Below are 24592 nucleotides of genomic sequence, written 5' to 3'. Positions count from 1 at the left end.
TAAAAATTAAACAGCGCGCTGTAATAACATAGATTTAATTTTACCAATCGCTTTGGTAGGGTTTAATCCCTTAGGACAAACACTAACGCAGTTCATGATACTGTGACAACGAAAAACACTAAAAGCATCATCTAAATTCGACAAGCGTTCTTCAGTTGCACTATCTCGACTATCAATAAGAAAACGGTAAGCAGCTAATAAACCAGCTGGACCAATAAACTTATCTGGGTTCCACCAAAATGAAGGACATGACGTTGAACAACATGCACATAAAATACATTCGTATAAACCATCAAGTTTTTCACGCTCTTCTGGAGATTGTTTAAATTCCCCAGCAGGCGGTGTACGATCGTCATTAATTAAAAATGGTTTCACTTTTTCATACTGAGTATAAAACTGTGTCATATCGATAACTAAATCGCGTATCACTGGCAAGCCTGGTAGTGGACGGATAATTACTTTTTTGCCTGTTGATAACACGTCAGACAATGGCGTAATACATGCAAGTCCATTTTTACCATTCATATTAACGCCATCCGAACCACAAACACCTTCGCGGCATGAACGACGGAATGAAAGCGATGCATCTTTTTCTTTAAGTAAAATAAGCGCATCAAGCACCATCATATCTGAACCTTCAGGCACATCTAATGACGTGTCCTGCATATAAGGTTTCTTATCAACATCAGGGTTGTAACGGTAAATTGAAAAATTAATATTCATATCTATAAACCTTCTAGTAAACACGCGCTTTAGGTGGGAAAGCTTCACGTAGTACTGGCGCCATATTAACGTCACGTTTACACATACTTTCTGTTTCTGCAATGTACATACTGTGGTGTAACCAGTTAGCATCATCACGATCAGGGAAATCGAATCGGCTATGCGCACCACGACTTTCTGTACGGAAATTAGCAGACTTAGCGGTTGCTAAAGCTGTTTCCATTAAGTTATCTAATTCTAAACACTCGATTCGGTCAGTATTAAACTCACTGCTCTTATCGCTTAATTTTGCATTTTTAAGACGTTCACGAATTACTTCAAGTTCAGCAAGACCTTCAGCCATTGCTGGACCGTCACGGAATACACCAAAGTTATTCTGCATACATTCTTTCAAGTCTTTACGAATTTCGTTTGGACATTCAGTGCCAGCACCTTTTTCCCAACGATTATAACGCTCTAATGCAGCTTCAATATTTGCTTCAGTCGGTGCTTTCGACGTATTTTCTTCACTTAATACTTTACCAAGATGCTTACCTGCAGCTCGACCGAAAACAACTAAGTCTAATAAAGAGTTACCACCTAAACGGTTAGCACCATGAACCGATACACATGCGATTTCACCTACCGCAAACAACCCTTTCACTTCAATATCTTTACCGTCTTTATCAAGTTTTAATGCTTGACCATTAACCGTTGTTGGAACGCCACCCATCATATAATGACAAGTTGGTATAATTGGAATTGGCTCATGTACAGGATCAACATGTGCAAACGTACGAGATAAGTCACAAACACCTGGTAAACGACTTTCTAAAACATCTTTACCAAGATGATCTAGTTTCAATTTAATATGCGTTCCCCAAGGCCCCTCACAACCACGACCTTCACGAATTTCAATCATGATAGAACGAGCAACAACATCACGACCAGCTAAATCTTTAGCATTCGGTGCATAACGTTCCATGAAACGTTCGCCGTCTTTATTAAGCAGGTAACCACCTTCACCACGACAACCTTCTGTAACCAATGTACCCGCACCCGCTATACCGGTTGGGTGAAATTGCCACATTTCCATATCTTGTACTGGCACGCCAGCACGTAATGCCATACCAACACCGTCACCAGTATTAATGTGTGCATTGGTTGTTGAAGCATAAATACGCCCTGCTCCACCCGTTGCGAGTACTGTCGCTTGCGCTTTAAACATGCAAACTTCACCCGTCTCAATTTCAATAGCTGTACAACCTACAACATCACCATCGTCATTTTTAACTAAATCAAGTGCATACCATTCAGAGAAAATGGTTGTCTTGTTTTTAATGTTCTGTTGGTAAAGCGTATGTAACAATGCATGACCTGTTCGGTCTGCTGCTGCTGCAGTACGTGCCGCTTGTTCACCACCAAACTCTTTAGATTGCCCACCAAAAGGACGTTGATATACAGAACCGTCTTCAAAACGAGAAAAAGGCAATCCCATATTTTCTAATTCACGAACCGCTTCAGGTCCTTCATTACACATATATTCGATAGCGTCTTGGTCACCGATAAAATCAGAACCTTTAACCGTATCGTACATGTGCCATTGCCAGTTATCGGCATGTGCATTGCCCAATGCAACAGTAATACCGCCTTGAGCTGATACCGTGTGTGAGCGCGTTGGAAATACTTTCGTAATCAACGCACAGCTTTTTCCTTCCTGCGAAATAGAGAGTGCCGCGCGCATACCTGCACCACCAGCACCAATAACAATCGCATCAAATTCACGAATAGGTAAACTCACCTTAAACACCCCACAAAATTACAAAACCAAAAACAACATACGCGAATGCAACTGTCGTTAACACAAACTGTAATGTGCCACGTAATAACGTACATTTAACGTAATCTGTTAACACCTGCCAAATACCAATCCAAGAATGAATAAGCATTGAAACCAACGCCATTAACGTCAGCACTTTAGTAAATGTTAAAGAGAAAAAACCTGTCCAGACCTGATAAGTTAGATCAGTCGAAGCAATGAAGCCTACAAGATATAAAATGTAAGCAAGAAGAATGACAGCACTGGCACGCAACAAAATATAATCATGCACACCACTTCGTCCAAAAGTACCTGCAACCTTTACCATACTAAAATCCCCGCTAAAATTGATAGCACAGCAGTAATCGCAAAACCTACTTTTGCACTTAATGAAGCACTCTCTAACTCTTCCCAATGCCCTAAGTCTTGAATCATATGTCTAATACCAAAAACAGCATGGTAAGCAAGACCCGTTAACGAACCCCAAAAAACAAATTCTACGATGAACAAGTCAAAATAGCCTTGTACACGTTGAAAATCTTCAGCGGAGGTTAGCGAACAATTTAGGAGGGTTAAGAATATTGCCAAGGCAATAAAAACGATAATCCCAGAAATACGATGCAGAATAGATGCTGTAGCAGTAATGGGAAATTGGACCGTGGATAGGTCTAAATTTTTTGGTCTCTCTTTGCGCACAATTTTTCTCTTTATTAATGGCTAAAAGTAAGGGGTTGTTTTCACAGGCACTATTGTTAGCATATTGTTAACACTTTGTGACAAGTAAAATATTTCTTTTGTGAACCAAACACAATTAAAAATAAAGTTTGTGACTTATTAGACATAAAATAAACACAAAAAATTTCAGCTCACTCAAGTGTCAGATTACCAGAGACAGCGCCAGACTTGTAGTGCTAATTGAGAAAATTTTCTTTTAATATTGATTGTACTTTTTCTCTGTTCGGAGTAATTTTAATTGTTAACAACTTCAGCTCTCAAAGTTGAAATGTTAAATTTGACAAGGTCAATGTTAGACTGTAAAAATATGCCATCAAAAAAAAGAGTATAATAATTTTAAGTCAAGGGAGAGAATAATGTCGGATAAAGTCGCAATACTTCATTTACCAGGTCAGGATCCTGTAGAACTACCAATCCATCAAGGATCGGCTGGTAATGATGTAATTGATATTCGTAGCTTAGGTAAAACTGGTTACTTCACTTACGACCCTGGATTCCTTGCTACAGCTTCTTGTGAGTCTGCAATTACTTACATCGATGGTGACAAAGGAATTTTATTACACCGTGGTTACGCAATAGATGAATTAGCAGATAAATCAGATTATTTAGAAGTTTGTTATCTGTTGTTAAACGGTCAATTACCTAGCACAGAAGAATTTGCAAAATTCAAACATACTGTACTTCACCACACAATGCTTCATGAACAGCTAGTTGCTTTTTACCGTGGATTCCGTCGTGATTCACACCCAATGGCAATCATGGTTGGTGTTGTTGGTGCCCTATCTGCTTTCTACCACGATTCATTAGACATCTCTAACGAATCTTGTCGTGAAATAGCAGCATTTCGTCTTATTTCAAAAGTACCAACACTTGCAGCAATGAGTTACAAATATTCTGTAGGCCAACCATTCATGTACCCAGATAACACATTGTCTTATGCGGGTAACTTCTTGAAGATGATGTTTGGTATTCCTTGTGAAGAATATGTAGTTAACCCTGTTTTAGAAAGTGCGATGGATAAAATTTTAATCCTTCATGCTGACCATGAACAAAATGCATCAACGTCTACTGTACGTTTAGCTGGTTCATCTGGTGCTAACCCATTTGCATGTATTGCAGCGGGTATTGCTTCTTTATGGGGTCCTGCACATGGCGGCGCTAATGAAGCATGTTTAGAAATGTTAGAAGAAATTGGTTCTGTTGATCGCATTCCTGAATTTGTTGCAAGAGCGAAAGATAAAAATGACCCATTCCGTCTAATGGGCTTTGGTCATCGCGTTTACAAAAACCACGATCCACGTGCAACAGTGATGCGTAAAACATGTCATGAAGTACTTGAAGAATTAAACATTGACGATCCACTTCTAGATGTAGCAATGGAATTAGAGCGTATTGCGCTTGAAGACCCATACTTCATCGAGAAAAAACTTTACCCTAATGTAGATTTCTACTCAGGTATCGTTTTACGTGCAATGGGCATCCCACGTACCATGTTTACAGTAATTTTTGCTGTATCACGTACTGTAGGTTGGATTTCACACTGGAAAGAAATGTTAGATCAACCAGGCCAAAAAATTGGTCGTCCTCGTCAGTTATACACTGGTGAAGTAGATTTAACGTACCCAGAAAAGTAAATAGTGAAATAAAAATAGCCATAAAACGCTGAATCAACCCTCACTCTAATTCGTGAGGGTTGATATTTTTTAACTCGACTGCTTTGACCATTGAATTAACTTTTTCTTCGGATATTTTTTCATTACTTCTCTTTGAACCTTCAAAGCATATTCATTTTTAACATCATCTACTTTTAGTAATGTCTTCGCGTATAGCATTCGTGCATAAGTCTGTTTTTTAAGGGTAAGGTGCTTCAGCGTGCAAACCTTAGCGTAAACACCAGCTTTAATTAAATCTCCCCCTTCAGTTTCTTTATCAAAATTAATCCCATTTTCAACATCATTTATATGTGCAAGTTCTTGCATCAGAAAAACGTATCGATAAGCCTCGTTCATTATATTTTCATTACAATCTGAACCATACGGGATAAATTCGCTTTGAATAAATACAGCAGCTTTGTATTCATTATTTAACGTATAAAACTGTGTCGAACTGCCCATCGTTTGGGTTATATGACTGCCACACTCTGTAAGCGCTTTAAAATTAATAACAGTATCAAACTTAACTCGATGTCTGATCATCAAATCATGTGTTGGAATACTTAAATCTGGCGTTAAAATAATAATAATTTTTCCATTCGCTTCTTCTTTTTGTTTCAGCACTTCAAACAAACTTTGATAATTTACGTCACTCATACATATTCACTTAATTTTTTATTACAATATAAGAAATTTAAACACACTAATTCAACTTAAGATAACAAATACACACGTTAAATACGTTTAGTAACGATTAAATATATTTGCAACCTACATCCTTAAAAGAAATATAGGAGAATTCGATGGATAAATTTTTATAAAATCAGTCTTTTTTATTAAATTTAAAAGGCAAACTAACTATTGATTTATCATTTAAAAAGCAACTTAAAAGAAGACCTACTCAGGTATTTTACCAATTAACGATACATTAAACATAATGACAATAACGCCTTAAAACATTTAAACTACTGATATTAAATATTAATATTTAAAAGCAGTCATCACCACCAACAACCCCATTATACGACACAGTTTTATGGCACCACTAAGCGGTATAATTGTAAGGTATAGTTATGATATATAGTTATGAGGCATAGTTATGAGGTGTAATTGTGAAGCATAGTTATGAGGTCTAATTGTGAAGTATAATTGTGAGGTATAGTTGTGAAATATACTTAAGCAATACAGTTAAGTAACTTATCTAAACAACATAGCTAAACAATAAAGTGATGCATATTACAAATATGATTGCTTTACATTGGCGCTACATAGTAACGTTTAACAAACACTTATTTAATAAACTCGCTGTATGCAAGTTTTCAAAACAACTTTAGAGATTCCATGTCAAAACAACTGTTTGTATTGTCCCCTGACGATGTTTATTTTCCTGACCCAATCAACTCAATGGAAGACCCAGAAGGTTTATTAGCTATTGGAGGCGATTTATCTACCACTCGTTTACTTCAAGCTTATCAGCAAGCCATCTTCCCGTGGTTTTCTGAAGGTGAGCCTATATTATGGTGGAGCCCTATTGAGCGTGCAGTAATAAACCCAGCACAAGTGCGTATTAGTAAAAGCATGGCAAAGTTTATTCGCCACACTTCGTTAACAGTTACCATTAATCATGCCTTCACTGAGGTTATCAATGCTTGCGCCATTCCACGTAAAACACAAGCAGAGACATGGATAAGCCCTGCAATAAAAAATGCTTATAAAAAATTACATAAAATAGGGGCAGCACACTCAGTTGAAGTGTGGGATAAAGAGATATTAGTCGGTGGTTTATATGGCGTTAATATTGGCTCGGTATTTTGTGGAGAATCAATGTTTCACCAGCAAACCAATGCATCAAAATTGGCTTTTATTGCCTTGTGCCAACATTTCAGTCGTTATCAAGGTCAAATAATTGATTGTCAAATGATGACGCCACATTTAGAAAGTCTAGGGGTCGTCGCCAATACAAGAGACGACTTTATTGAGCAGTTAACACAATATAAAAACAGCATTACTGCTAAAAGCTGCTGGGACAAACAGAAAATCACGTTACTTTAAGGGCTTTTTGTTAACATTAGCAGAAGAAATATATAAATGAATTAATGTTAAATTCAATATAATGAACAAACATAAATGTGCAACCTATTGCACATTTATATACTTCGATAATATAGACCACCCTATTTGGACTGCGTTATTTAAGGTGAATGATTAAAAATAACCAGTTATAAAAACTAGTAGCAATAAATCACAGGTAATAAAGATAATAAGTGAAGTTATAACTGAGTTTTCATCGCACCTAACACCATTTTACGCGTGATTAAACCAACGTAAACATTATCTTCATCTAAGACTGGGTACATCTTTGGTTTCTCATGTATCATTTTTTGCGCTAGATCCACAATACTAAGTGTCGATGGGATACTCAACGGTGAGTCAGACATAACATCTTCGACTAATGCAGAATGGTCACTGTAATAGCTAGCCTCAATGATTTTAGCTAAACAATCTTGCTCTGATAACCACCCAACAACATGGCCTTCGCTATTAATGACAGGGCCACCAATTAAGTTGGAACTTAATAGTTTTTCCACTGCAGTTTGTAAATTCATCTCTTTAGTAAACGCAATACTTTTGCCTGACATGAATTGTTTCACTTGTAGATTTTTTAACATATTCAGTTCCTTTTATTATTTTGTGCATATTTTATACATGATTTCAATCTAAACCATTTTAATAACAAAGTCGATATTTCGAATAATATAGTGTGATAAACTAATTCCTTTATATATCATCACTGAAGGGTTTCAATATGGCTTCATTACAAGACCAATTAATGAATTCAGGTTTAGTTAATAAACAGAAAGCAAAACAAGCACAAACAGACAAACGCCGCCAAGCAAAACAAAAGAAGAAAAAAGGCACTGTTGTCATCTCAGACGTACAACTTGCTGTACAAGCAAAAGCAGAACAACAAAAACAAAAAGACCTTGAAAATAATCAACAAACACAACAAGAATTGGCAAAACGTGCTGCTCATGGGAAATTAATACAAATGATCGCCCAACATTGTGAAAAAGATTATCAAGGTGAATTAGACTACCACTTTACTTATGACAACAAAGTAAAACGAATTGCCGTTAAATCAATTATTCAAAAAGGCCTAATTAAAGGTGTTTTCGCAATTTGTGTATTAAATGAAGAGTTTTATCTAATCAATAAAGAAGCGGCAGAAAAATTACGTGCTATAGATGAATCAGTGTTAGTTGCTTTACACGATCAAGCTGAAGTTGAATCTAAGAATGATGAAGATGACCCTTATGCAGAATTCGCAATTCCTGACGATTTAATGTGGTAAAGCACAAAAATCTATATAAATAAGTGACTTATCGCCAGCAAGATCTAAAATAGCTTTTACTGACATGTATTTCAGTCTGGCAATATTCTACCCATAATAAGAGACGTCTATATTTATGAACGTAAAGGACTACCAATCACAAATCGAAACGCTAATACCATTTAATAATACAGCTGACTTTAATAGTATGCTCGATAAGGTTTTTTTTGGTGAAAGTAATAGTGATAAATTTCTAATTAAAATGGAAATAAGTCGTATTACAAAACCTTGCACAAGAATTATAGATCTGCGTGAAAAAGTAATCGATATAACAAAGCAATATACCTACTTTGATCAAACACATTACCTAACTGTGGGTGCAGATAAAGCACTAACATCAGCGATTAAGCTCTACGGTGAGTATACAATTGGGGCTTACGAGCAAGTTTTAGAATATGTACAAACAATAAAACAACAGCAAAGTGACCAAGCGACTAAAGTAGCCAAAACAGCCATAAATGAAACCTTAACTGAAAATATACAATTAAATAATCATCGTAAGCAAGCAGCTGCACGTATGTTTTATGTTTCAAAAATTGAAATTACATTTGAAGACGGTGTGGTACATCAAGCAACCACATCTAACATTTCTATTTCAGGTTTAAAGATAAAATTACTCGAAAAACGCAGCCACCTTGACGGTCAATTAATTAAAGTAAGTTTTACAACGCTGAGTAAAGAATATAAAGATAAAGCGATATCCGATCAAAAAATAAATTATCGTTTAGTCAAACAACAACAAGAAAAAACAGGCTTTTATCTTTACCTTAATCTTGAAGATGACAAACCACTGTTCGTTAATTTCATTAGATCTTTTATCAGATCTAACCAACATAAATATAAACTTGATGTGCTATATTACTTTCGTCTTGCTCGTGAGAAATGCTTAAAAGACAGTACATTCATGGCCATGAATTGTCTGCCCATTTATCTTAATGCCGATAATAATAAACCTATTTTATTTATGTTAAGAAATGCAGTTAACAAAGAAATATTAAATGATTGGCGTTGCAAAAATTCCAATCAATTACCTTTCTTATTTAGCAAAGAGCGTCTTGCTAACTTGTTAACATTTGCAAAACCCAAATTAATTACAACGGTTTATAGTTTTACCTACATAAGTGAAGGTGAAGAATTCTTGTTGTCTGCAACTGAAGAAGAGTTACAACAAGATAATTTAAAACACTTATTTGTTGAATACGGTAGAAGCAAATCAAACTGGCGATGCTACCATCTAACGTTGCAAAACTATCAATATCAAGCCATAAAAAGCTATGAACTAACAGATATTCGACCACAGATATTTAGCGAGATTACACATCTAGCAACGTTAACGTCCATCGCAACCAAAGAAATAATAAAAATAGATACACGCTCAGAAAAAGGCAATCCAAACTTATTAAATAAATATGTTCACCGCCAAAATGAAGAAGGTTTTACGCCTGTATACGATTTATTTCCTGAAGAGTTACGTAAAGAAGAACGTTACAGTTATAACAGTGCTATCAGTTTAAAAACGAATGATGCAAGTTTAACAGGTAAAATTATTGATTTTTCTAGCTCAGGTTTAAAAATCCAACTTGATGCGGCTAAACTAATATCAAGACGTAGTTTAATCAAAATAGATTTTATTGATCTACAAAAAATATCGACTCAATTTGAATTAACCAATATCGAATATCGTGTTATTTCATCAAGTCCAAATAGTGTCTATCATTTACAAGTCGCTTCGCGTGAAAGCTATATGGCGATGTATCAGTTCTTTTCAGTCTTAGTCGCGAAGAACCCAACGCACTTTAAAGAAATCCCACTAAAGTCATACAAACAACCAGTAACAACACGTTTACACGAAGTCGCTGAACCAGCCCTATCCCAAGCATTCTTTTATGTATCATCCCAAAGTGGACGACCTAAGATTAGTTTCTCATCGATAGCTGAAGATGCTAAAACACTAAAACAAATATTTAGTTTTGGAACCAACAATGAAAACCAAAACAACCATATTGCACTCTCTAATAACAAACTATTAGAAAGGTTATTAATTGCGCCACTCAGAGCGGCTTGTACGCAACAAGAACCACTCAATTTTGAGCGTACTATTTACGTTAATAAAATACAAGATGACAATAAGAAGTGGTCAATTGAAAGTTATTTAGATGAGGACTTTGAATCTCAAAAAAGTAAAAGAGATTTTATTTTAAAGCATAAAAAACTCAATCAATTGCAAATACTACATTACCGTTTAACGCCAATAGAAGCACCTAGCCTAAAAGTGATCAGTTCGGAACTAAACGTCATCTCTTGTTATGCAATGCATTTAAGTAAACGTATCGAAGATGAAATGTTAAATATCAATGCGATCATTGAAATAACTGACCGTACCGAACAAATCTTAGGTGTGTAATATCAACGAGCGACTAAGGAATTGAATAAAGCTAACCTCTTGCAAACGGTTAGCCTTATTAATATGTAAAAAATTAATAGGTTAAAATTTATCGTTAAGAGTTATAGTTAAAAGTCATAGTCAAAAGCAATAGTCAAAAGCAATAGCTAAAAGTTATCGTTAAAAGCATAGCTAAAAGTCATATCTAGAAGCCATATCTAGAAGTCATACCTAAAAGCCATGTCTAAAAGTTATACCTAAAAGTCATACATCAAAACATTCACTAAACTGCTTTTAGTTAGAAACTGAACCCGACTTTAATAAACACAACGCGCCATCTAAATCCAAGTTATTTAATGCAACAGATGCTTTCTCTTGCACAATCGGCTTAGCATGAATAGCAATGCCTAAAGAAGAAGCCGCCATCATCACCAAATCATTCGCACCATCGCCAATCGCAACCGTTTGTGACATTGGAATATTATAACGAGTCGCTAATTCCTTTAATGTACGCGCTTTAACATCCGCATTAACAATCTCACCCGTTACTTGGCCTGTTAACATATTATCAACGATCTCTAGCGTATTTGCATAAGCCGCATCAAACCCATGATCGTCTTTTAATCTATTAGCAAAATACGTAAACCCACCAGACGCAATAGCCACTTTCCAATGAGCCGCTTTTAAACCTTTAACCAGCTCAACTAAACCAGGCATTAATGGCATATTATCCGCCACTTCTTTAATCACGCTTTCAGGCGCACCGGCTAATTTTCCAACACGAGTACGTAAACTTTCATTAAAGTCTAACTCACCACGCATGGCAGCCGCTGTAACAGCAGAAACTTGTTCCCCTACCCCATATAAACGCGCAATCTCATCAATGCATTCCATTTGTATTAGCGTCGAATCCATGTCTAATAAGACTAAACCCGGTTTATCAAAATCAGGTAGTTTAGCCACTAATGCAATATCACAACCGTTTTCACTAGCAAATAACTTAATGTCATTTTTTAACGCCACTTCAGACTCATTAAGAGATAATCGAATAAAATCAACGCCTTCAATACAACCTAAATGGATTAACTTCGCTTGTGTAACGCCGTTTTTAACTAATAATGAGGTTAATTCAACCAACAAATCTGTATTCAGGCCTTTAGCCATCACCACTAATTCTGATTTAGATAAAAATGGAGTAGTAGACTCTTCATTAATTAAAAATAATGCATCACTTTTTTCAAACTCTGATTGTAAATCAGAATTCCATTGCATAATTGAAAGAGAGTTTGTAGGAAGTTGAAGTGCTATAGTAGTTTCCACTGTAATATACCTATGGGTTAATTGCTGTAAATTCTGTGATAAAAATAAGACTCACAAGATAACGATTGCTAATTTATAATGCAAGCATAGATAGAATAACTGGAAGGTAAAGCATATGAGTAATAAGTTTTTTTGGTTTACACGTACATTACAAATATTAGCTATATTAGTATTATTTGCTGTTATTGCTTATCAATTCATTAGTTTAGAAAATGAATCCAACGCTGTACGGTATCAACAAACCGAAAAATTCTCTTACTCTTTAACCAATTTAGCCGCCGCAGAAGCATCTCGTTACCTCTCTCAAAAAAAAGAAAAAGACTTACAGTTACTTATTGACGACCTAAGTGGTGATCCAATAGTCAGAGACGCCACTATTTATGATCAATTCGGCAAAATCATGTATCAATCAAAAGAAACCTTACCTTTACCGGTACTCTTAAAACTTGGCGATAAAGAAAGTGATGATGCAGAAGGCGTTATCCCTTATATTGCTGAATTATATGCTGAAGAGAATAAGATTGGTTATATACGAGTGACATTAGAGCAAGATCGTATATTAAGCTTAATACAAAATTATCAAGAACGTGGTTTATCTATCTTAGGGCTGTTGCTTATTTTAGCGTTCATCGCTGGTGTACTATTAACGGCCGTATTCTATAAAAAATTAAACCGTTTTTACGAACAACTCGTTTCTGAAGTCCCAAAACTAATTGAACGTACCAAACAAGAAGCGGCAAAATTACAAAAAACGGAGCATAAATAAGCATTCAAACACTACAGTGCACAAAAATACATCAAACAAACTAATGTTAGTAAAGTTTTATTGACAGCGTCACCGATATGCAGCAAAATCACTTCGCTTTCAACAGCTTCTATATAAGCTCGCTTAACTCAGTTGGTAGAGTGCCGCCATGACATGGCGTAGGTCACTGGTTCAAGTCCAGTAGCGAGCACCACTTTTTAGCTTCAACCTTTCGATTAATATCCAAATCTCATTTAAAACACTTTCTATATCAGCTTTTAGTCTATTTCTAATTATTTCAGTCTCTATTAACGTTTTATAGAATCTATTGCTTATGGTAACAATGGAAGTAACCTCTGAAGTAATCATTTCAAAATATACTTTTTAAAAGGTTACTTCATGACTATAACCCTCTCTTACAGCGACACAAATACAACAAACTAAACCAAAAGAGAAAGAGAGCAACTTTCGAACCAAAGAGAACTAGCTAATCTGAGTTCTGGATAAGCAATAGCATTTATTAGACAGCCATCGTCTCTAATTCACTTTTAGATATCTTAATACGTGGCTTTTGTTTTTTTACGCAATAGGCCACTATTCCTGAAATGACATTGAGCATGAACCCTGCTTCACTTCGGTGGCGGCTATGCTCTATTTGAGATATGTTTTTTAGTTGGCCATTAACTGTTTCTATTATGTATCTCTTTGATAACATGGCTCTATCGAAAGCTGATATTACTTTTCTTTTCATATTTTTACGGACAGTAGTGACTAAATCAATATCAGATCTCTTTAGTTTTTCTGTTAACTTATTGCCAATATATCCCTTATCTGCATATAACTTACCCGTTAGATTTCTACATAAATCAGGTATTGGTGTACGGTCATTCGTGTTACCTGGACTGATGTTTAACGCAAGGATTTCACCTTGATGATTAATTAAAAGGTGAAGTTTAAAACCGAAAAACCACCCCATCGTTCCTTTTCCACGTTTTCCTGTTTTAGCAAATACTTTATTTCTAGGAATTCGAATATTGTGGCATACCTTAAGACTCGTCGAATCGACAAATGAAATCCCTGTCGGTTTACCTTTAACTGTTTCGAAATAAGCACACATAGGGACAATAAGTTCAGACATAGTATTGATAAAACGGGTATAACTGATGAGAGTTGGAAAGTACTCTGTCCAATATCGTTGAACTAAGCCGATGTAGAAGTTCTTGAAATCTCTATGATTTGATTGATGAAATGAGATCATAATGGTCATTCTCTCACCGAAAGACATTGCCGAACTGCGTTTTCGCTTACGAGTCCCGTCAGTAATGAGTTGTGTTTCCCATTGAAGTATAAATTGATGACAAAAATCATCGACAGCACAAAATAATTCCACTAAGTTATCCATCTGCTCACCTTATGTTGCTTTCAAATCGTTCTTTGTCGAAAGATCTGATCGCTAGGTGGGCATTTAGTTCAATTCCTTAAACAGAATTGAGGTTATATACTCTACATCATCCACGGTAGTTGAGGCGTAAAGCGAGCTTGGTTCGGTTATAACTGGTTGAATAGAAGAACAAGCATCTTCTCCGTAAAAATATCTAATAAACCTTCCTCTATCGACAGGGTGTATTTAACTCTGAATGATGTCATCGATTGTTAATTTATGTAATTGAACATCAATAGCCCACACATTAAGAGCAGTAGGAACTTTGATTAAAACAGGTATATCTAAATCTATACATCGCTGCAACTTAACAGATATAGGGAGTTTTTTATCAAGATCGCCAGTTTATATACACATTTATTTGCTAATCGCGCCATATAACCTCTTCTTTATATTCAATGAAGCACTCATTTATAAGCCTATCTACCCCTGCTACTAGTAGCAGAAATAGCAGTTTTTTACGTTAACTAAAAAACACCTTATTATATTATTGCTTCTGATAGAAGCCCTATAAACAAAGGTTCTGTTCTTATCCTCCCTAAGTATTTTTTTGAATCTATCAATCGAAGTGACTGGTAATGTGCGGTGCTTAAGTAACGGGTATAAAAAAAGCGGTTAATTATTCATCTAGCCGCTTTGGTTGGTCTTGATTTTTTATGTGCATTGACATGAATATAGAAGTACAGAAACATATTTATAATTACGAAATACCATTTGCATAATTAGATTAACATCTAAACCATTTTATCTACAATAAATGGTCAGCTTTTGATGTTTTTAGTTTGGTTAATAAATTTATTCTTCATATATTGATCCATATATTCATAGTCAGGCCTACCTTTTTGATCTATCGGTAAAAGTAATGTCTCTCTAGCTATCCTATGGTCATTAATTTCTCTATTAAAGTTATATTTAGAGTTTAACTGGCTAAGCACTGAGCACAAAAACATATAAATATATTTTGTGAATGTTTCGTTTTTCAAGTGTGTCACATGGTCGCTAGCTACGAATTTATGAGAGTGATAAAAGGCACTCCCTACGCTCCCGCTGTTAGCGATACTTATACAGTTTTCGAATATCCTTACTTTATCTTCATTACAGATAAAATTATTAACTCCATTATTAATTCCTGATGACGATACATAAGGAATATCCCCATCCACATGGTCTGCCTTTTTAAGTCTTTTACCCCTTTGAACGGTTTCAAATATTTCAACTAATTTGAAAGGCTTCCAAAGTTTTTCATCTATAGCAGGTAATTTCTTATACGACAAATCTCCATAATATTTTTCAATAAATTCTTGCTTTACCTTTTTTTTGGAGTTTAATTTATTTTGTATATACTTTTCCATAAAATTAAAATCAACACTTCCTTCTGCTGTTACTGGAAGCATAATACTTGATTTAACCATGCGCTTAGGTCGCCACTTCCTCGAATATTTAAAGCAAACTCTTTGCTTTTCAATGCAAGGAATAAGAAAGAGAGCTATATTTTCAGTCAACTTTTGTTCTTTTAAATACAGAAGATTCACATCATGGCTACATGTAAAAGGATGTGCTTGATAAAATGTTGCACCAACATAACTACCGTTATTTGCAACACTCAAACAAGGAGGTTTAAAATATTTACTTTCAATTTTAGCATTGTTTCCGCTGCCGGTTTTTGAATTATTTTCAATATCTTTAATAGTTAAATAAGAAGTTATTGCGTTATTATCTTTTGTAGCACCTAAAAATGGAACTCTTGGATTAATCTCATCTGAAATTGGTTTTTTATTATAAAATCCATTTTTTATCTCAAAGACGTCAATAATATTAAACTGTTCCCACCTTACCTCACTCAAAGTTAATTCATTCATCAAACAAGTATCCCTTATCATTTAAAAGCATGTCAGTTTGAAACGTTAAATAATCGGCTACGGTCTGGTTAAAGTCGTCATCATTAGGGAGTTCATCATTGAAGTAATAAAATGAATGTAACCACTCATCCTCAGCCTCAACATTAGTTTTTACTATAAAATTAGTTTCATCTGTTTTCCGCTCAAACCATACATCCAAGAGGTGTTTTTTTCTGTCTATTACACTCGAAGTGGGCAATAGGCCAATATGTTTAGCAACTTTATAACCATCATCTTCAAAACTGATAAATTTAGATTCTTTTCCTTCAGGATGCGACTGGTGAGCCGTAAAGATAGCAAGGCAAGTTAGCGTACCCACTCCATAAAATGTATTTGTATTTAAGGTTATAACACCCTCTAAAGTATGTTTTTTTAATATTTCTTGTTTGATTGAAAACTCATCATTTGATTTTCCCATCATTGTAGACTGGGGAACAATAGCAATACACTTTCCGTCTATGGCTAATGAATCGAGTAGATGTTTAATAAAGTTAATTTCATATAAATCAGGATTAGCACTACTTCCCATAGAATACGGAGGATTAATCATACCAATAGTCGCTATTTTTTCATCTTGCACTTCAGCTGTGTTTAATTTTAAAAAATCCGTATCAATTAAATTACTTTTCCCATCACCGCGAAGAATCATATTGGTAGTAGCAATAGAAAACATATAATCTTCGATTTCATAACCATGAAGTTGCTTTTGTTTTATACTTCTTTTTTCTGAATCATTAGCTTGTTTTAACATAGCATGCATTGCAGCTATCAGAAAACCTCCTGTGCCACAGCATGGGTCAAGAATTACATCATCAGCTTTAATCTCTATCAAGTCGCAAAATAGTTCAGTTATATGCTTGGGAGTTAAAATTATTCCCAGTGATTGTCCATCTCCTCCAGAGTAAGACATAAACTCGCCATAGAAACGCCCCAAGTAATCTTCAGACGAATTGTTATATCTAATATCTTCATACAAATGTTCATTTAATTGCTTTGCAAAATACTTTAATGGAGTTTCACCTAATGTCGTATCTTTCAAATTTAATGTTGTGTTATCCCTAATTATATCAAACTGATTTAATAGCTTATCTCTTTTTACCTCAGGAGAAACTCGACTTCTTTTTAGTGCTTTTTCAATTGCAGAATAAATTATTTGCCCGTCAGTTATAACTTCGTCATCAGAATCAATTTCTTGCCCTAACATATCAATAGAGAACTGTTTTGATTCTTGCTCTTTTAAAGCCAAAAGAATCCCTGACACTACTAATGGCTTATTCTTATCCCCTAGTTTCCCATAGTTTCTAAGATCTTCATGAAAGCTTTTTGCAAACTTAATTAATTCCTTAGTGTTTTTTTCTTTTTTTGTTTCGATTTTAAGAATTTCTGTCGTGTAATATTCATCAATATTTTTCTCATTAAAATTAATGAATGTTTCAACTTCTGGTAATATGCGAATGGTATTAGTTTCGTCGATATACATTGGCTGTATGACATGCCTTTTCTCATCACCAGCAATGCCAAATGCAATAACTTTTTTATAACTGGTATTATCTGCTAAATGCTTTCCATAACTCCAAGCACCGTTCATAGCATAATCAGTTAATGATTTTACCTTTTTATCTAAAACACCTGAATCCGTATATTTCACATGCTTATTCTTATCCTTTTTATTTTCAATAACTATAAGAAAGTCTTTTACTACGGCTATAAACTCAGGGCTACCATTAAATCCTGTTTGTCTTTTTGATGCACTTTTCAACGCCTCCTTTATTTCCTTGATGTCACTTCCTTGAACTTCATGCGCAATACCCGCATCGGTTAGAAGGCCATGTACAAAAATATCTGTTGCAGCTTCTTTAGCCATAATTTAACTTTCCTGCTTATTTAATATGTAGAGAAACATTCAACTGTAAATAAAATCATATACAAATCTATGGTTTCTGTAAGGGTTAATCAGCTTATTTATAAATGAGCTTTTTTAATATAAGGCCATGTTACCAAATAAATATCAATTACTTAACATTGATATTTTTTCTTTAAATTTATCCCAATGGTTTCTGTGCTAAACTACCCTTCCAACGTCTAATTCTTATAGCGTCCCTAATTACTTAAACCTATTTTTCCTTAGCCACTTAGACTTTTATCATCAATGAATTCTTCATTGTATTTATTTTTTGAGATATAGGGTTTATCGAACTTTAAACAATATTATTTATGATATTTGAGGGTTATTTTAGTTTATCCGTTAAATAATTAACCTTTATGGCGACAATAGCTAATCGCATAATTTCATTGCCATACAACAAAAACGCTTAATTGCTTCAACACGACCTTTAGCTCTTAATTGTATTAATGTTTCCAGCAATAATCTAGGTTTGATTAAGTTGATTGGAATGTTTCAAAAACAAGTGATATATAACAGTTGAAGTTTTTCCATGCGCGCTTAGCTGTTGAGAGCTTTACCTGAATCTTATTTAACTAATACTTTTAATTTTTAGATATACTCGATTCACTAAGACAGCTTAATAGCTGCTCTGATTAAATCTATTTAATAGTATTTGTGAACTAAAAAGCCTCATTCTGTCAACATTAGAATACAGCTGGAATTCATAAAAAACTTAATGACTTTTATTTTTAGTAGTACTACAAACAAAAAGGATAAAATAATAACAACACTATCAACTAGATACAGAGCATAGTAGAGTCCAATAGCGGCACCATTCTCTTGTTTCATAACATCTATTAACGTCTACATTTCATTTAAAAAAACCATATTTATCAGTACTTAGGCTACTTTTCATCCTTTTAGCGTCCATTAACGTCTTGCAAAATCTATTGTTTATGGTAACGATGAAGGTAACATTGAGATAAATGATATGAGACGATCTTTTATAGCTTCAACATTTTTTCATATTCAGCATCAAGGAACTCATCCACAGCATCTGCATCGATATGCCCAGAATTATACCAAACATATACCTCTTTTAACCCAAGATGACCAAATCTAACCCACCCAATTAAGTTAGTACGTAGGAGGAACTGAACCATATCCCCACCAGAACGCAGTGCTGCATCACTTCCATCTATCAAGCATAATGAGCCATGCGCAACAAATAACATTCTTCTAAGCTCGGGATTACTCGCAGTAGGGATACAATCTTTCCAAGGTTTATTATGATAACCTCGTTGCTTAACAACCCACATCAACCTAGTAAGTAGCTCGGTAATCATTACAGGAATTGCCATTGCTAAACCATGCCTAAAATCATAGCCCTTTTCAAAAACCTGAACTGCTACTTGCGCAAAAGTTTGTCTATGCTGTCCAAATTCACCAAAATCCATAAACTGAAACAATGAAAAGAATGGAATAGGGATACCAGATCCTCTCCCTGTTGCCCCGGAAGAACCTGCAACATCAGAGAATAGATGGCCTAACCAGTTTACAAAACCAGAAAATATTTTTGCTACAAAGTTAGCACCTTTAAGTTCAAAGTTTTCTGTATCAACTGAAATGACTTTACCACCATCAACGAAATGAGCAGTATTAGTAAACTGTCCTAATATTGAAAAAAATAAACCAATAAGGTCAGGTGAATGCCCAAGGTTTTTAATATGGTGATTCTTAGTACTCATATTAAATAAACCATCAACATCTACACCATGGCGGTGGTCATAATTAACCTTAAAATTTCGTTCTAAGAAGCCAATGGCACTTGCCGTTGGATCAGAACCTTCTCTTCCCTCTTTCCATCCACAGACTTTAGCAAAGGTTTCTACAGCTCCATCAACAGCATCATCGGTAAATTTAGTTAATTTCCCTTCTCCTGGCAGGCCAACAAAAAACACATCTATTAACCCTCCAATGAGCCCACATGTCCCTGCTATCATGTAATCATATTTGTCGCATTGTGCATTTTTAAGAGAGAATTCTGATTTGATTCGCTTCTCAAAATTGATACGCTGTATGGGGGACATCAGTTCATTAAATGGATCCACGGATAGGTTAATATCATTTGAAGAGGCATAACCTCTAACTGCATTAGAGTACTCTTGCCAATCCATACCTCGATTAAAATCAATTTCACTAAGCGCAGATATTTCTGGTGTAATTGGGGTAATATCATCAATCGATACCGAACAATACTCTTCTAGCTCAAGGGATATGCAATTCTCTTCTGAATCAGCAAATTCAAAACCATGCTGACCCAATAAACGATCCATATCACTCAACATCGATTCTAACGTATCTAGATTGGAATCCTGACTACTACTTAACAAGTTTAAAGCATTATCAAGCTCACTTAACTTGTGCTCACTGCTTTTAAGCTGGTGCTTTTGCACCAGCATTGCCTCTACTTGTTCATCTTTGCTCATTATGAGAATAACCCTGTGAGCTTGCCTTTGATCACATCCGTTGCTTTAAAGTACCCTACAGCTTCAAAGATACTTGCTAGTTTTTCAAGTTCAACCGTTGGAACGCCTTGTTTTATCTTGAGTACCTTCTCTTTTACCAAAGTACCATTTTTGCTTTTTTCAATAGTTTCTTCCTGGTAGTAAGATAATACGATCCCATACAAAGGTTTTTTAACCGGCTCAGAGGTTAATGATTTTAATTTCACGGTATCTAAGAACGTTGGGCAACGAAGCTTAATCGAACTATTTTGCATCGTTCCTGATTTTTTATTTAGTACGGTTGCAACCGCTGTTAATGCACTCATTCGTTGCATTAGCTTCTTGATAGTTGCATCTTGTACAGAATGATTTTTCATTGCATCATTAATTTTGACGCTAATAAAATTCAAATCACCTATTAGCAAAGATAGAGTTGACTGTGTTTGCTTAATTACTTCATTTAACATTAGTTCTCGGCGTTTCATTTTATCAAGTTCATTCGCGCCAGTTAGGTGCATAATACCTTTATACGCACCAAGACCAACTAAAACAGCAACGCCAATGCCGGTTGCCATACTTGAAAACCCAAGTGCTCCGCCTAAACCTAAAGTAGCTAAACCAGATGTTAAACCAGCAGCCGACATGCCAACAACAGAGCCAGATAAATATACAGCAGCTAACGGCACCCCTACTGCACCAGCTTTAGCAGTTAGTTCTTTCATTCCTTTTTTTAGGGCGTCATCACTAAAATCATCACGAAGCATATTAAAATCATTTTTGATTGCCATAATAGCGAGTTCAATCTCTTCCTTAGATACGCCAAATAGAGATTTATTTTCCTCTAAAAATTCAAAATTTTCATACGAGCCACCATTGACGCTCATATATGTACTTATTAGATCTTTAATTAACGATATGCGAATGGCCTTGTTATGACTTGGAATACACTCATTATCGATACTTGATAATAATTCAGATAAAGGAATTTGATTTTCTTCTGTCGCAATATAATTTCTCAGTTCATAACGAGATTCGGTTGTAAAATCTAAACGAGTCATTAGTAACAGTATTTCTGAAAACTCTTTTTCATCGACCTCTCCATCATCTGAAAAAGCCATATTTATTATTACTTTTACATAAGCTATCTTTAAAATTTCAGGCATTTCAGAAAGTGAAATAATTTGGTCTTCTTCTTCATATTCATCAAAGTCAGAATATGCAGTATTAAACACTTCTGCTAATTTTTTATACTTACAATCTAATAAAGCATCAACTTTAATCTCTTTACCACACTTCAATTTAATAGAGATAAATTCATCTGTTTTATTTTTTCCATTATCATTAACAATCACTTTTTCAATATGATTGACTGATTCAAATTCACTATAAATAAGGTCAATAGGGTCTGAAAAAGAGGTTTTGTAAACGGCCTTTTCTCCAGTAAATACGATACCGTCTTTTGCACTTCCAAAGACTGTATTATCAAAGATCGCAATAATGGAGTTAAAGTTATCTGTTAGGTCAAATGATTTAGCAGCGTTATTTAATTTCTTTTCGGGAATTTCAGGAGCAACAAACACATTTTTTACACTGACTGACTTAATGTTTTCTTTAATATAAGTGTTAATATTTTGCATGTTTTCTAACCACCTTAATAATATAAGTTACCAGTATATAACCAACCCTTTAGGGGTTATAATTTGACAAAAATAATATTACATTTTATAAGAACTTACTCCTTCTAATGTCACACTTCTCTGTCAATCCAATAGGTATTGTGGTGTTAATTAAATTTCTCGATTACGGATAGCCTATTTGACATAAGTTATCTGTATGTAGAGTAAACGATTTCTAGCCTACCTTAGTTCTTCAAAGTTGCTAATTATTCTTTCTAATGAACATATATTCCTACATCGACCAAATCTTGGATTTTTGTATTACATCAACTAACGTTCTGCAACTAAATCCATTCGGGTATAATGTTGTTTTTGCTTTATCATGTTGCTTGCTTTGTCTTGTTCCCTCAACTAAGTCCACCAGTATTTCAGCTTCATCCCTCAAGGCAATATGCAACTCTTCAACCGATACTTTCAAATACCCATTAAAATACTCGTGATCATATTCGAGGCTGGTGTCTGCTATCCACCCTATTACGTTACAATCCATTGGACTTTTAATACCGAGTAACGCCCGAAAGCTCTCATCCGTTTCTAGCAAACTATTCACGGCTTCGATTTTTGTTTTTATTTGCTGACCCGCTTTTCTTAAGGTGTTGTGCTTATAACGTATGGCTTCTCTTTTACTCGTTCTTCGATGAGCCGATTTCACCTCAATAACAAGTACTATGTTATTTAGTACACAAATCAAGTCTATTTCACCAGAGTTAAAGTTATCAGTTCTCTTTGGCTCATAACCTTCAATAACAGTAAAACCTCTTTGCTTAAATTGTGCACCTAAGCGAGTTTCTATTCTGCTTGTCTCGCTTTGCAGCTCTGGTCTTTTATTCGCAAAACGACGTAAGGTATTTATCACATTCACGCTGGTTAGCTGCCCTGCCATCATCCAAGGTAATTGAACACTGTAATGACCAATTTTAAAGATTGGTCTTTCAGTTAGTTGAGGCATGTTCACATGATTGTTGGATTGTTGGATTGTTGGATTGTTAATCAATATTAAAAATACCCCACTGGGTGAGGTATTCATTTAATAATAAAAAATGTCGAGACGATAATAAAAACGGTTACTTAGTTTTAAACATTTTGTCGTTGCGTTTATCTGCATCTGACCAGAAGTTTAGGTTGAATTGTGCATCATCGCTGAGTTCTACACGGTGCCAATATTCAGATGGGCTGGTTGCAAACTCCCCTGCATTGATAATAACTTTTACCTCTGGTTCTGTTGCTTTAGCATCTGCAAAACCATAATAAGTAACTGTCCCTTCCATGACACAAAGTTGTCCAAACACGTCTTTCGCGGTGCAATGATGACTGAGTAGATCTGCTGGGACGTTCTCTTTAGTAAAAAAAGGGGTTGAACGTTGGATAGTCCACTCTTTGGGGATTCTTAAATGACTCATAATATACTCCTCTGGTTATGAGTCATTATTTCTAATAACTACTCATAACCATTAATAAAATAACGTTTAACTATTGATATTTACCAATAATTTTCACTGCTAAACTGACCTGGTTTACGTCGTAAATGTTTACTAAAACCTAGTTCAATCAAGCTATCGCTGCTATCCCGAACCATATTGGGATTACCGCATAAATACACAAAACTATGACTACTTTCCAATGGAACTCCAGCGGCTTTTTGTAAAGATCCACTTTTGAGCAGCATTGGTATTCTTCCTGACAAAGCTCCGCTGACCGATTCTCTAGAAACAATTCGTACATAAACTAACCTCTCTTGATAGTGCTGTTTAAGTTGTTCAATTTCTTTTTGATAACTCAACTCTGCCTCAAATCTAGCTGCATTCACTAATACAACTTTGTCGAATCTCTGTGCAATAGACTTATCATTTAACATTGCTAAATAAGGACCTATCGCCGTTCCGGTGCTCAATAGCCACAAAATGCGTGTATATTCAGGCACTTCATCTAGGGTCATAAAGCCAGCAGGTTCATGACCTACTAATAACTCATCACCTTCAACTAACATGTGTAAACCTGGAGTCAATAGACCATCGGGATCCGTGACAATTAAAAATTCTAACTCTCCTGTCGCTTTATGATCGATTGGATGATTAACAATCGAATAAGCACGACGAATAAGTTCTTGATGTTCATCGTACTGAGCCAGCTTAACGAACTGTCCGGCCGTATAATTTATCAATGGTGCTTTTACGCGTAAGGAAAACAAGTTCTCTGTCCAATCGATACGTTTTGTAACGACTGCTTGATTGAATCCGATATAAGGTTGGAGCATAGTGCCTCTCCTTTCTAGTCTAACTATTAAATAGATTGCACAAGTCGTGCCATGAAATATAGGTAGGTATATCAATAGGTTAGTAAATCGATATTTTCCCTATTATCATAATGATTAGTTAATCCATTATCTTAAAGACAATAAATTATCTTTTTGATAACAAATCAATGCAAAAAATACGAGC

The 24592-nt window shown here is 35.1% G+C and carries 20 protein-coding genes and 1 tRNA gene; 6 read left to right on the top strand and 15 right to left on the bottom strand.

Annotated features, from left to right (window positions below; all coding sequences use genetic code 11):
• Positions 1–6 precede the first annotated feature (6 nt).
• From V6255_RS12080 to sdhC, 4 genes are read right to left on the bottom strand one after another with little or no spacing between them, the layout of a single operon-like run.
• On the bottom strand, positions 7–723 hold the full coding sequence (locus tag V6255_RS12080; RefSeq protein WP_160061421.1) for a succinate dehydrogenase iron-sulfur subunit: 717 nt from the start codon (positions 721–723) through the stop codon (positions 7–9).
• A 13-nt stretch (positions 724–736) separates the two neighbouring features.
• Complete coding sequence (gene sdhA, locus V6255_RS12075; protein ID WP_341628387.1) at positions 737–2503, bottom strand: succinate dehydrogenase flavoprotein subunit; 1767 nt, start codon at positions 2501–2503, stop codon at positions 737–739.
• Position 2504: 1 nt separating this feature from the next.
• Positions 2505–2849: a succinate dehydrogenase, hydrophobic membrane anchor protein gene (sdhD, locus tag V6255_RS12070; RefSeq protein ID WP_341628386.1), complete on the bottom strand. Its 345-nt coding sequence runs from the start codon at positions 2847–2849 to the stop codon at positions 2505–2507.
• Positions 2843–3217: a succinate dehydrogenase, cytochrome b556 subunit gene (gene sdhC, locus V6255_RS12065; protein ID WP_425355927.1), complete on the bottom strand. Its 375-nt coding sequence runs from the start codon at positions 3215–3217 to the stop codon at positions 2843–2845. The genes sdhD and sdhC overlap by 7 nt, the downstream gene beginning before the upstream one ends.
• A gap of 395 nt (positions 3218–3612) precedes the next feature.
• On the opposite strand from sdhC, the gene gltA reads away from it, so the two are divergent.
• Positions 3613–4890, top strand: a complete 1278-nt coding sequence (gene gltA, locus V6255_RS12060; protein WP_160061417.1) for a citrate synthase — start codon at positions 3613–3615, stop codon at positions 4888–4890.
• 69 nt (positions 4891–4959) lie between these two features.
• On the opposite strand, the gene V6255_RS12055 is transcribed toward gltA, so the two are convergent.
• Positions 4960–5565 (bottom strand): hypothetical protein, encoded by a 606-nt coding sequence (locus tag V6255_RS12055; protein WP_341628385.1) that lies wholly within the window; start codon positions 5563–5565, stop codon positions 4960–4962.
• A 684-nt stretch (positions 5566–6249) separates the two neighbouring features.
• Between V6255_RS12055 and aat the strand changes: the two genes are divergently transcribed.
• Positions 6250–6960 carry a leucyl/phenylalanyl-tRNA--protein transferase gene (gene aat, locus V6255_RS12050; protein WP_341628384.1) on the top strand — a complete coding sequence of 237 codons (711 nt, stop codon included), beginning with the start codon at positions 6250–6252 and terminating at the stop codon, positions 6958–6960.
• A gap of 218 nt (positions 6961–7178) precedes the next feature.
• On the opposite strand, the gene V6255_RS12045 is transcribed toward aat, so the two are convergent.
• Complete coding sequence (locus V6255_RS12045; RefSeq protein ID WP_341628383.1) at positions 7179–7577, bottom strand: CBS domain-containing protein; 399 nt, start codon at positions 7575–7577, stop codon at positions 7179–7181.
• Positions 7578–7714: 137 nt separating this feature from the next.
• On the opposite strand from V6255_RS12045, the gene V6255_RS12040 reads away from it, so the two are divergent.
• Together V6255_RS12040 and V6255_RS12035 are read left to right on the top strand one after the other, a co-directional pair.
• Positions 7715–8260, top strand: coding sequence for a DUF2058 domain-containing protein (locus tag V6255_RS12040; protein WP_341628382.1), 546 nt, complete (start codon positions 7715–7717; stop codon positions 8258–8260).
• 115 nt (positions 8261–8375) lie between these two features.
• Positions 8376–10703: a PilZ domain-containing protein gene (locus V6255_RS12035; protein ID WP_341628381.1), complete on the top strand. Its 2328-nt coding sequence runs from the start codon at positions 8376–8378 to the stop codon at positions 10701–10703.
• Positions 10704–10976: 273 nt separating this feature from the next.
• Here V6255_RS12035 and serB read toward each other — a convergent pair whose 3' ends face one another.
• The gene (gene serB, locus V6255_RS12030) at positions 10977–12002 is read right to left on the bottom strand and encodes a phosphoserine phosphatase SerB (protein WP_341628380.1); all 1026 of its coding nucleotides are present in this window, start codon (positions 12000–12002) and stop codon (positions 10977–10979) included.
• A 115-nt stretch (positions 12003–12117) separates the two neighbouring features.
• Between serB and V6255_RS12025 the strand changes: the two genes are divergently transcribed.
• Positions 12118–12768, top strand: coding sequence for an AhpA/YtjB family protein (locus tag V6255_RS12025; RefSeq protein ID WP_341628379.1), 651 nt, complete (start codon positions 12118–12120; stop codon positions 12766–12768).
• A 117-nt stretch (positions 12769–12885) separates the two neighbouring features.
• Positions 12886–12961, top strand: a tRNA-Val gene (locus tag V6255_RS12020).
• Between the two features lie 306 nt (positions 12962–13267).
• On the opposite strand, the gene V6255_RS12015 is transcribed toward V6255_RS12020, so the two are convergent.
• The 8 genes from V6255_RS12015 to V6255_RS11980 all read right to left on the bottom strand — a co-directional run bounded on the left by V6255_RS12015 (position 13268) and on the right by V6255_RS11980 (position 24408).
• Positions 13268–14149: an IS982 family transposase gene (locus V6255_RS12015; protein ID WP_341628378.1), complete on the bottom strand. Its 882-nt coding sequence runs from the start codon at positions 14147–14149 to the stop codon at positions 13268–13270.
• An 800-nt stretch (positions 14150–14949) separates the two neighbouring features.
• A complete protein-coding gene (locus V6255_RS12010) occupies positions 14950–16047 on the bottom strand; it encodes a restriction endonuclease subunit S (RefSeq protein ID WP_341628377.1) in 1098 nt (365 codons plus the stop codon).
• Positions 16040–17950 (bottom strand): HsdM family class I SAM-dependent methyltransferase, encoded by a 1911-nt coding sequence (locus tag V6255_RS12005; RefSeq protein ID WP_341628376.1) that lies wholly within the window; start codon positions 17948–17950, stop codon positions 16040–16042. The genes V6255_RS12010 and V6255_RS12005 overlap by 8 nt, the downstream gene beginning before the upstream one ends.
• A 1025-nt stretch (positions 17951–18975) precedes the next feature.
• Positions 18976–20460 (bottom strand): hypothetical protein, encoded by a 1485-nt coding sequence (locus V6255_RS12000; RefSeq protein WP_341628375.1) that lies wholly within the window; start codon positions 20458–20460, stop codon positions 18976–18978.
• On the bottom strand, positions 20460–22115 hold the full coding sequence (locus V6255_RS11995; protein ID WP_341628374.1) for a hypothetical protein: 1656 nt from the start codon (positions 22113–22115) through the stop codon (positions 20460–20462). Before V6255_RS11995 ends, V6255_RS12000 begins: the two co-directional genes overlap by 1 nt.
• A 271-nt stretch (positions 22116–22386) precedes the next feature.
• A complete protein-coding gene (locus V6255_RS11990; RefSeq protein ID WP_341628373.1) occupies positions 22387–23103 on the bottom strand; it encodes an NERD domain-containing protein in 717 nt (238 codons plus the stop codon).
• Between the two features lie 115 nt (positions 23104–23218).
• Positions 23219–23554, bottom strand: coding sequence for a DUF1971 domain-containing protein (locus V6255_RS11985; protein WP_025565535.1), 336 nt, complete (start codon positions 23552–23554; stop codon positions 23219–23221).
• 80 nt (positions 23555–23634) lie between these two features.
• Positions 23635–24408, bottom strand: a complete 774-nt coding sequence (locus V6255_RS11980) for a ferredoxin--NADP reductase (RefSeq protein ID WP_341628372.1) — start codon at positions 24406–24408, stop codon at positions 23635–23637.
• Positions 24409–24592: the final 184 nt, after the last annotated feature.

Source organism: Psychromonas arctica, assembly GCF_038155225.1.
Classification (GTDB): domain Bacteria; phylum Pseudomonadota; class Gammaproteobacteria; order Enterobacterales; family Psychromonadaceae; genus Psychromonas; species Psychromonas arctica_B.
Note: the sequence above shows the minus strand (reverse complement) of the source record. Positions and strands in the feature narration are given on the sequence as shown.

Bases quoted from the DNA above. Each gene is read 5' to 3' on its own strand.
- V6255_RS12025 (WP_341628379.1), top strand. From the start codon at position 12,118: ATGAGTAATAAGTTTTTTTGGTTTACACGTACATTACAAATATTAGCT.
- aat (WP_341628384.1), top strand. From the start codon at position 6,250: ATGTCAAAACAACTGTTTGTATTGTCCCCTGACGATGTTTATTTTCCT.
- gltA (WP_160061417.1), top strand. From the start codon at position 3,613: ATGTCGGATAAAGTCGCAATACTTCATTTACCAGGTCAGGATCCTGTA.
- V6255_RS11990 (WP_341628373.1), bottom strand. From the start codon at position 23,103: ATGCCTCAACTAACTGAAAGACCAATCTTTAAAATTGGTCATTACAGT.
- V6255_RS11980 (WP_341628372.1), bottom strand. From the start codon at position 24,408: ATGCTCCAACCTTATATCGGATTCAATCAAGCAGTCGTTACAAAACGT.
- V6255_RS12000 (WP_341628375.1), bottom strand. From the start codon at position 20,460: ATGAGCAAAGATGAACAAGTAGAGGCAATGCTGGTGCAAAAGCACCAG.
- V6255_RS12010 (WP_341628377.1), bottom strand. From the start codon at position 16,047: ATGAATGAATTAACTTTGAGTGAGGTAAGGTGGGAACAGTTTAATATT.
- V6255_RS12005 (WP_341628376.1), bottom strand. From the start codon at position 17,950: ATGGCTAAAGAAGCTGCAACAGATATTTTTGTACATGGCCTTCTAACC.
- V6255_RS12040 (WP_341628382.1), top strand. From the start codon at position 7,715: ATGGCTTCATTACAAGACCAATTAATGAATTCAGGTTTAGTTAATAAA.
- V6255_RS12045 (WP_341628383.1), bottom strand. From the start codon at position 7,577: ATGTTAAAAAATCTACAAGTGAAACAATTCATGTCAGGCAAAAGTATT.
- V6255_RS12035 (WP_341628381.1), top strand. From the start codon at position 8,376: ATGAACGTAAAGGACTACCAATCACAAATCGAAACGCTAATACCATTT.
- V6255_RS11985 (WP_025565535.1), bottom strand. From the start codon at position 23,554: ATGAGTCATTTAAGAATCCCCAAAGAGTGGACTATCCAACGTTCAACC.
- V6255_RS11995 (WP_341628374.1), bottom strand. From the start codon at position 22,115: ATGCAAAATATTAACACTTATATTAAAGAAAACATTAAGTCAGTCAGT.
- V6255_RS12080 (WP_160061421.1), bottom strand. From the start codon at position 723: ATGAATATTAATTTTTCAATTTACCGTTACAACCCTGATGTTGATAAG.
- V6255_RS12015 (WP_341628378.1), bottom strand. From the start codon at position 14,149: ATGGATAACTTAGTGGAATTATTTTGTGCTGTCGATGATTTTTGTCAT.
- sdhD (WP_341628386.1), bottom strand. From the start codon at position 2,849: ATGGTAAAGGTTGCAGGTACTTTTGGACGAAGTGGTGTGCATGATTAT.
- V6255_RS12055 (WP_341628385.1), bottom strand. From the start codon at position 5,565: ATGAGTGACGTAAATTATCAAAGTTTGTTTGAAGTGCTGAAACAAAAA.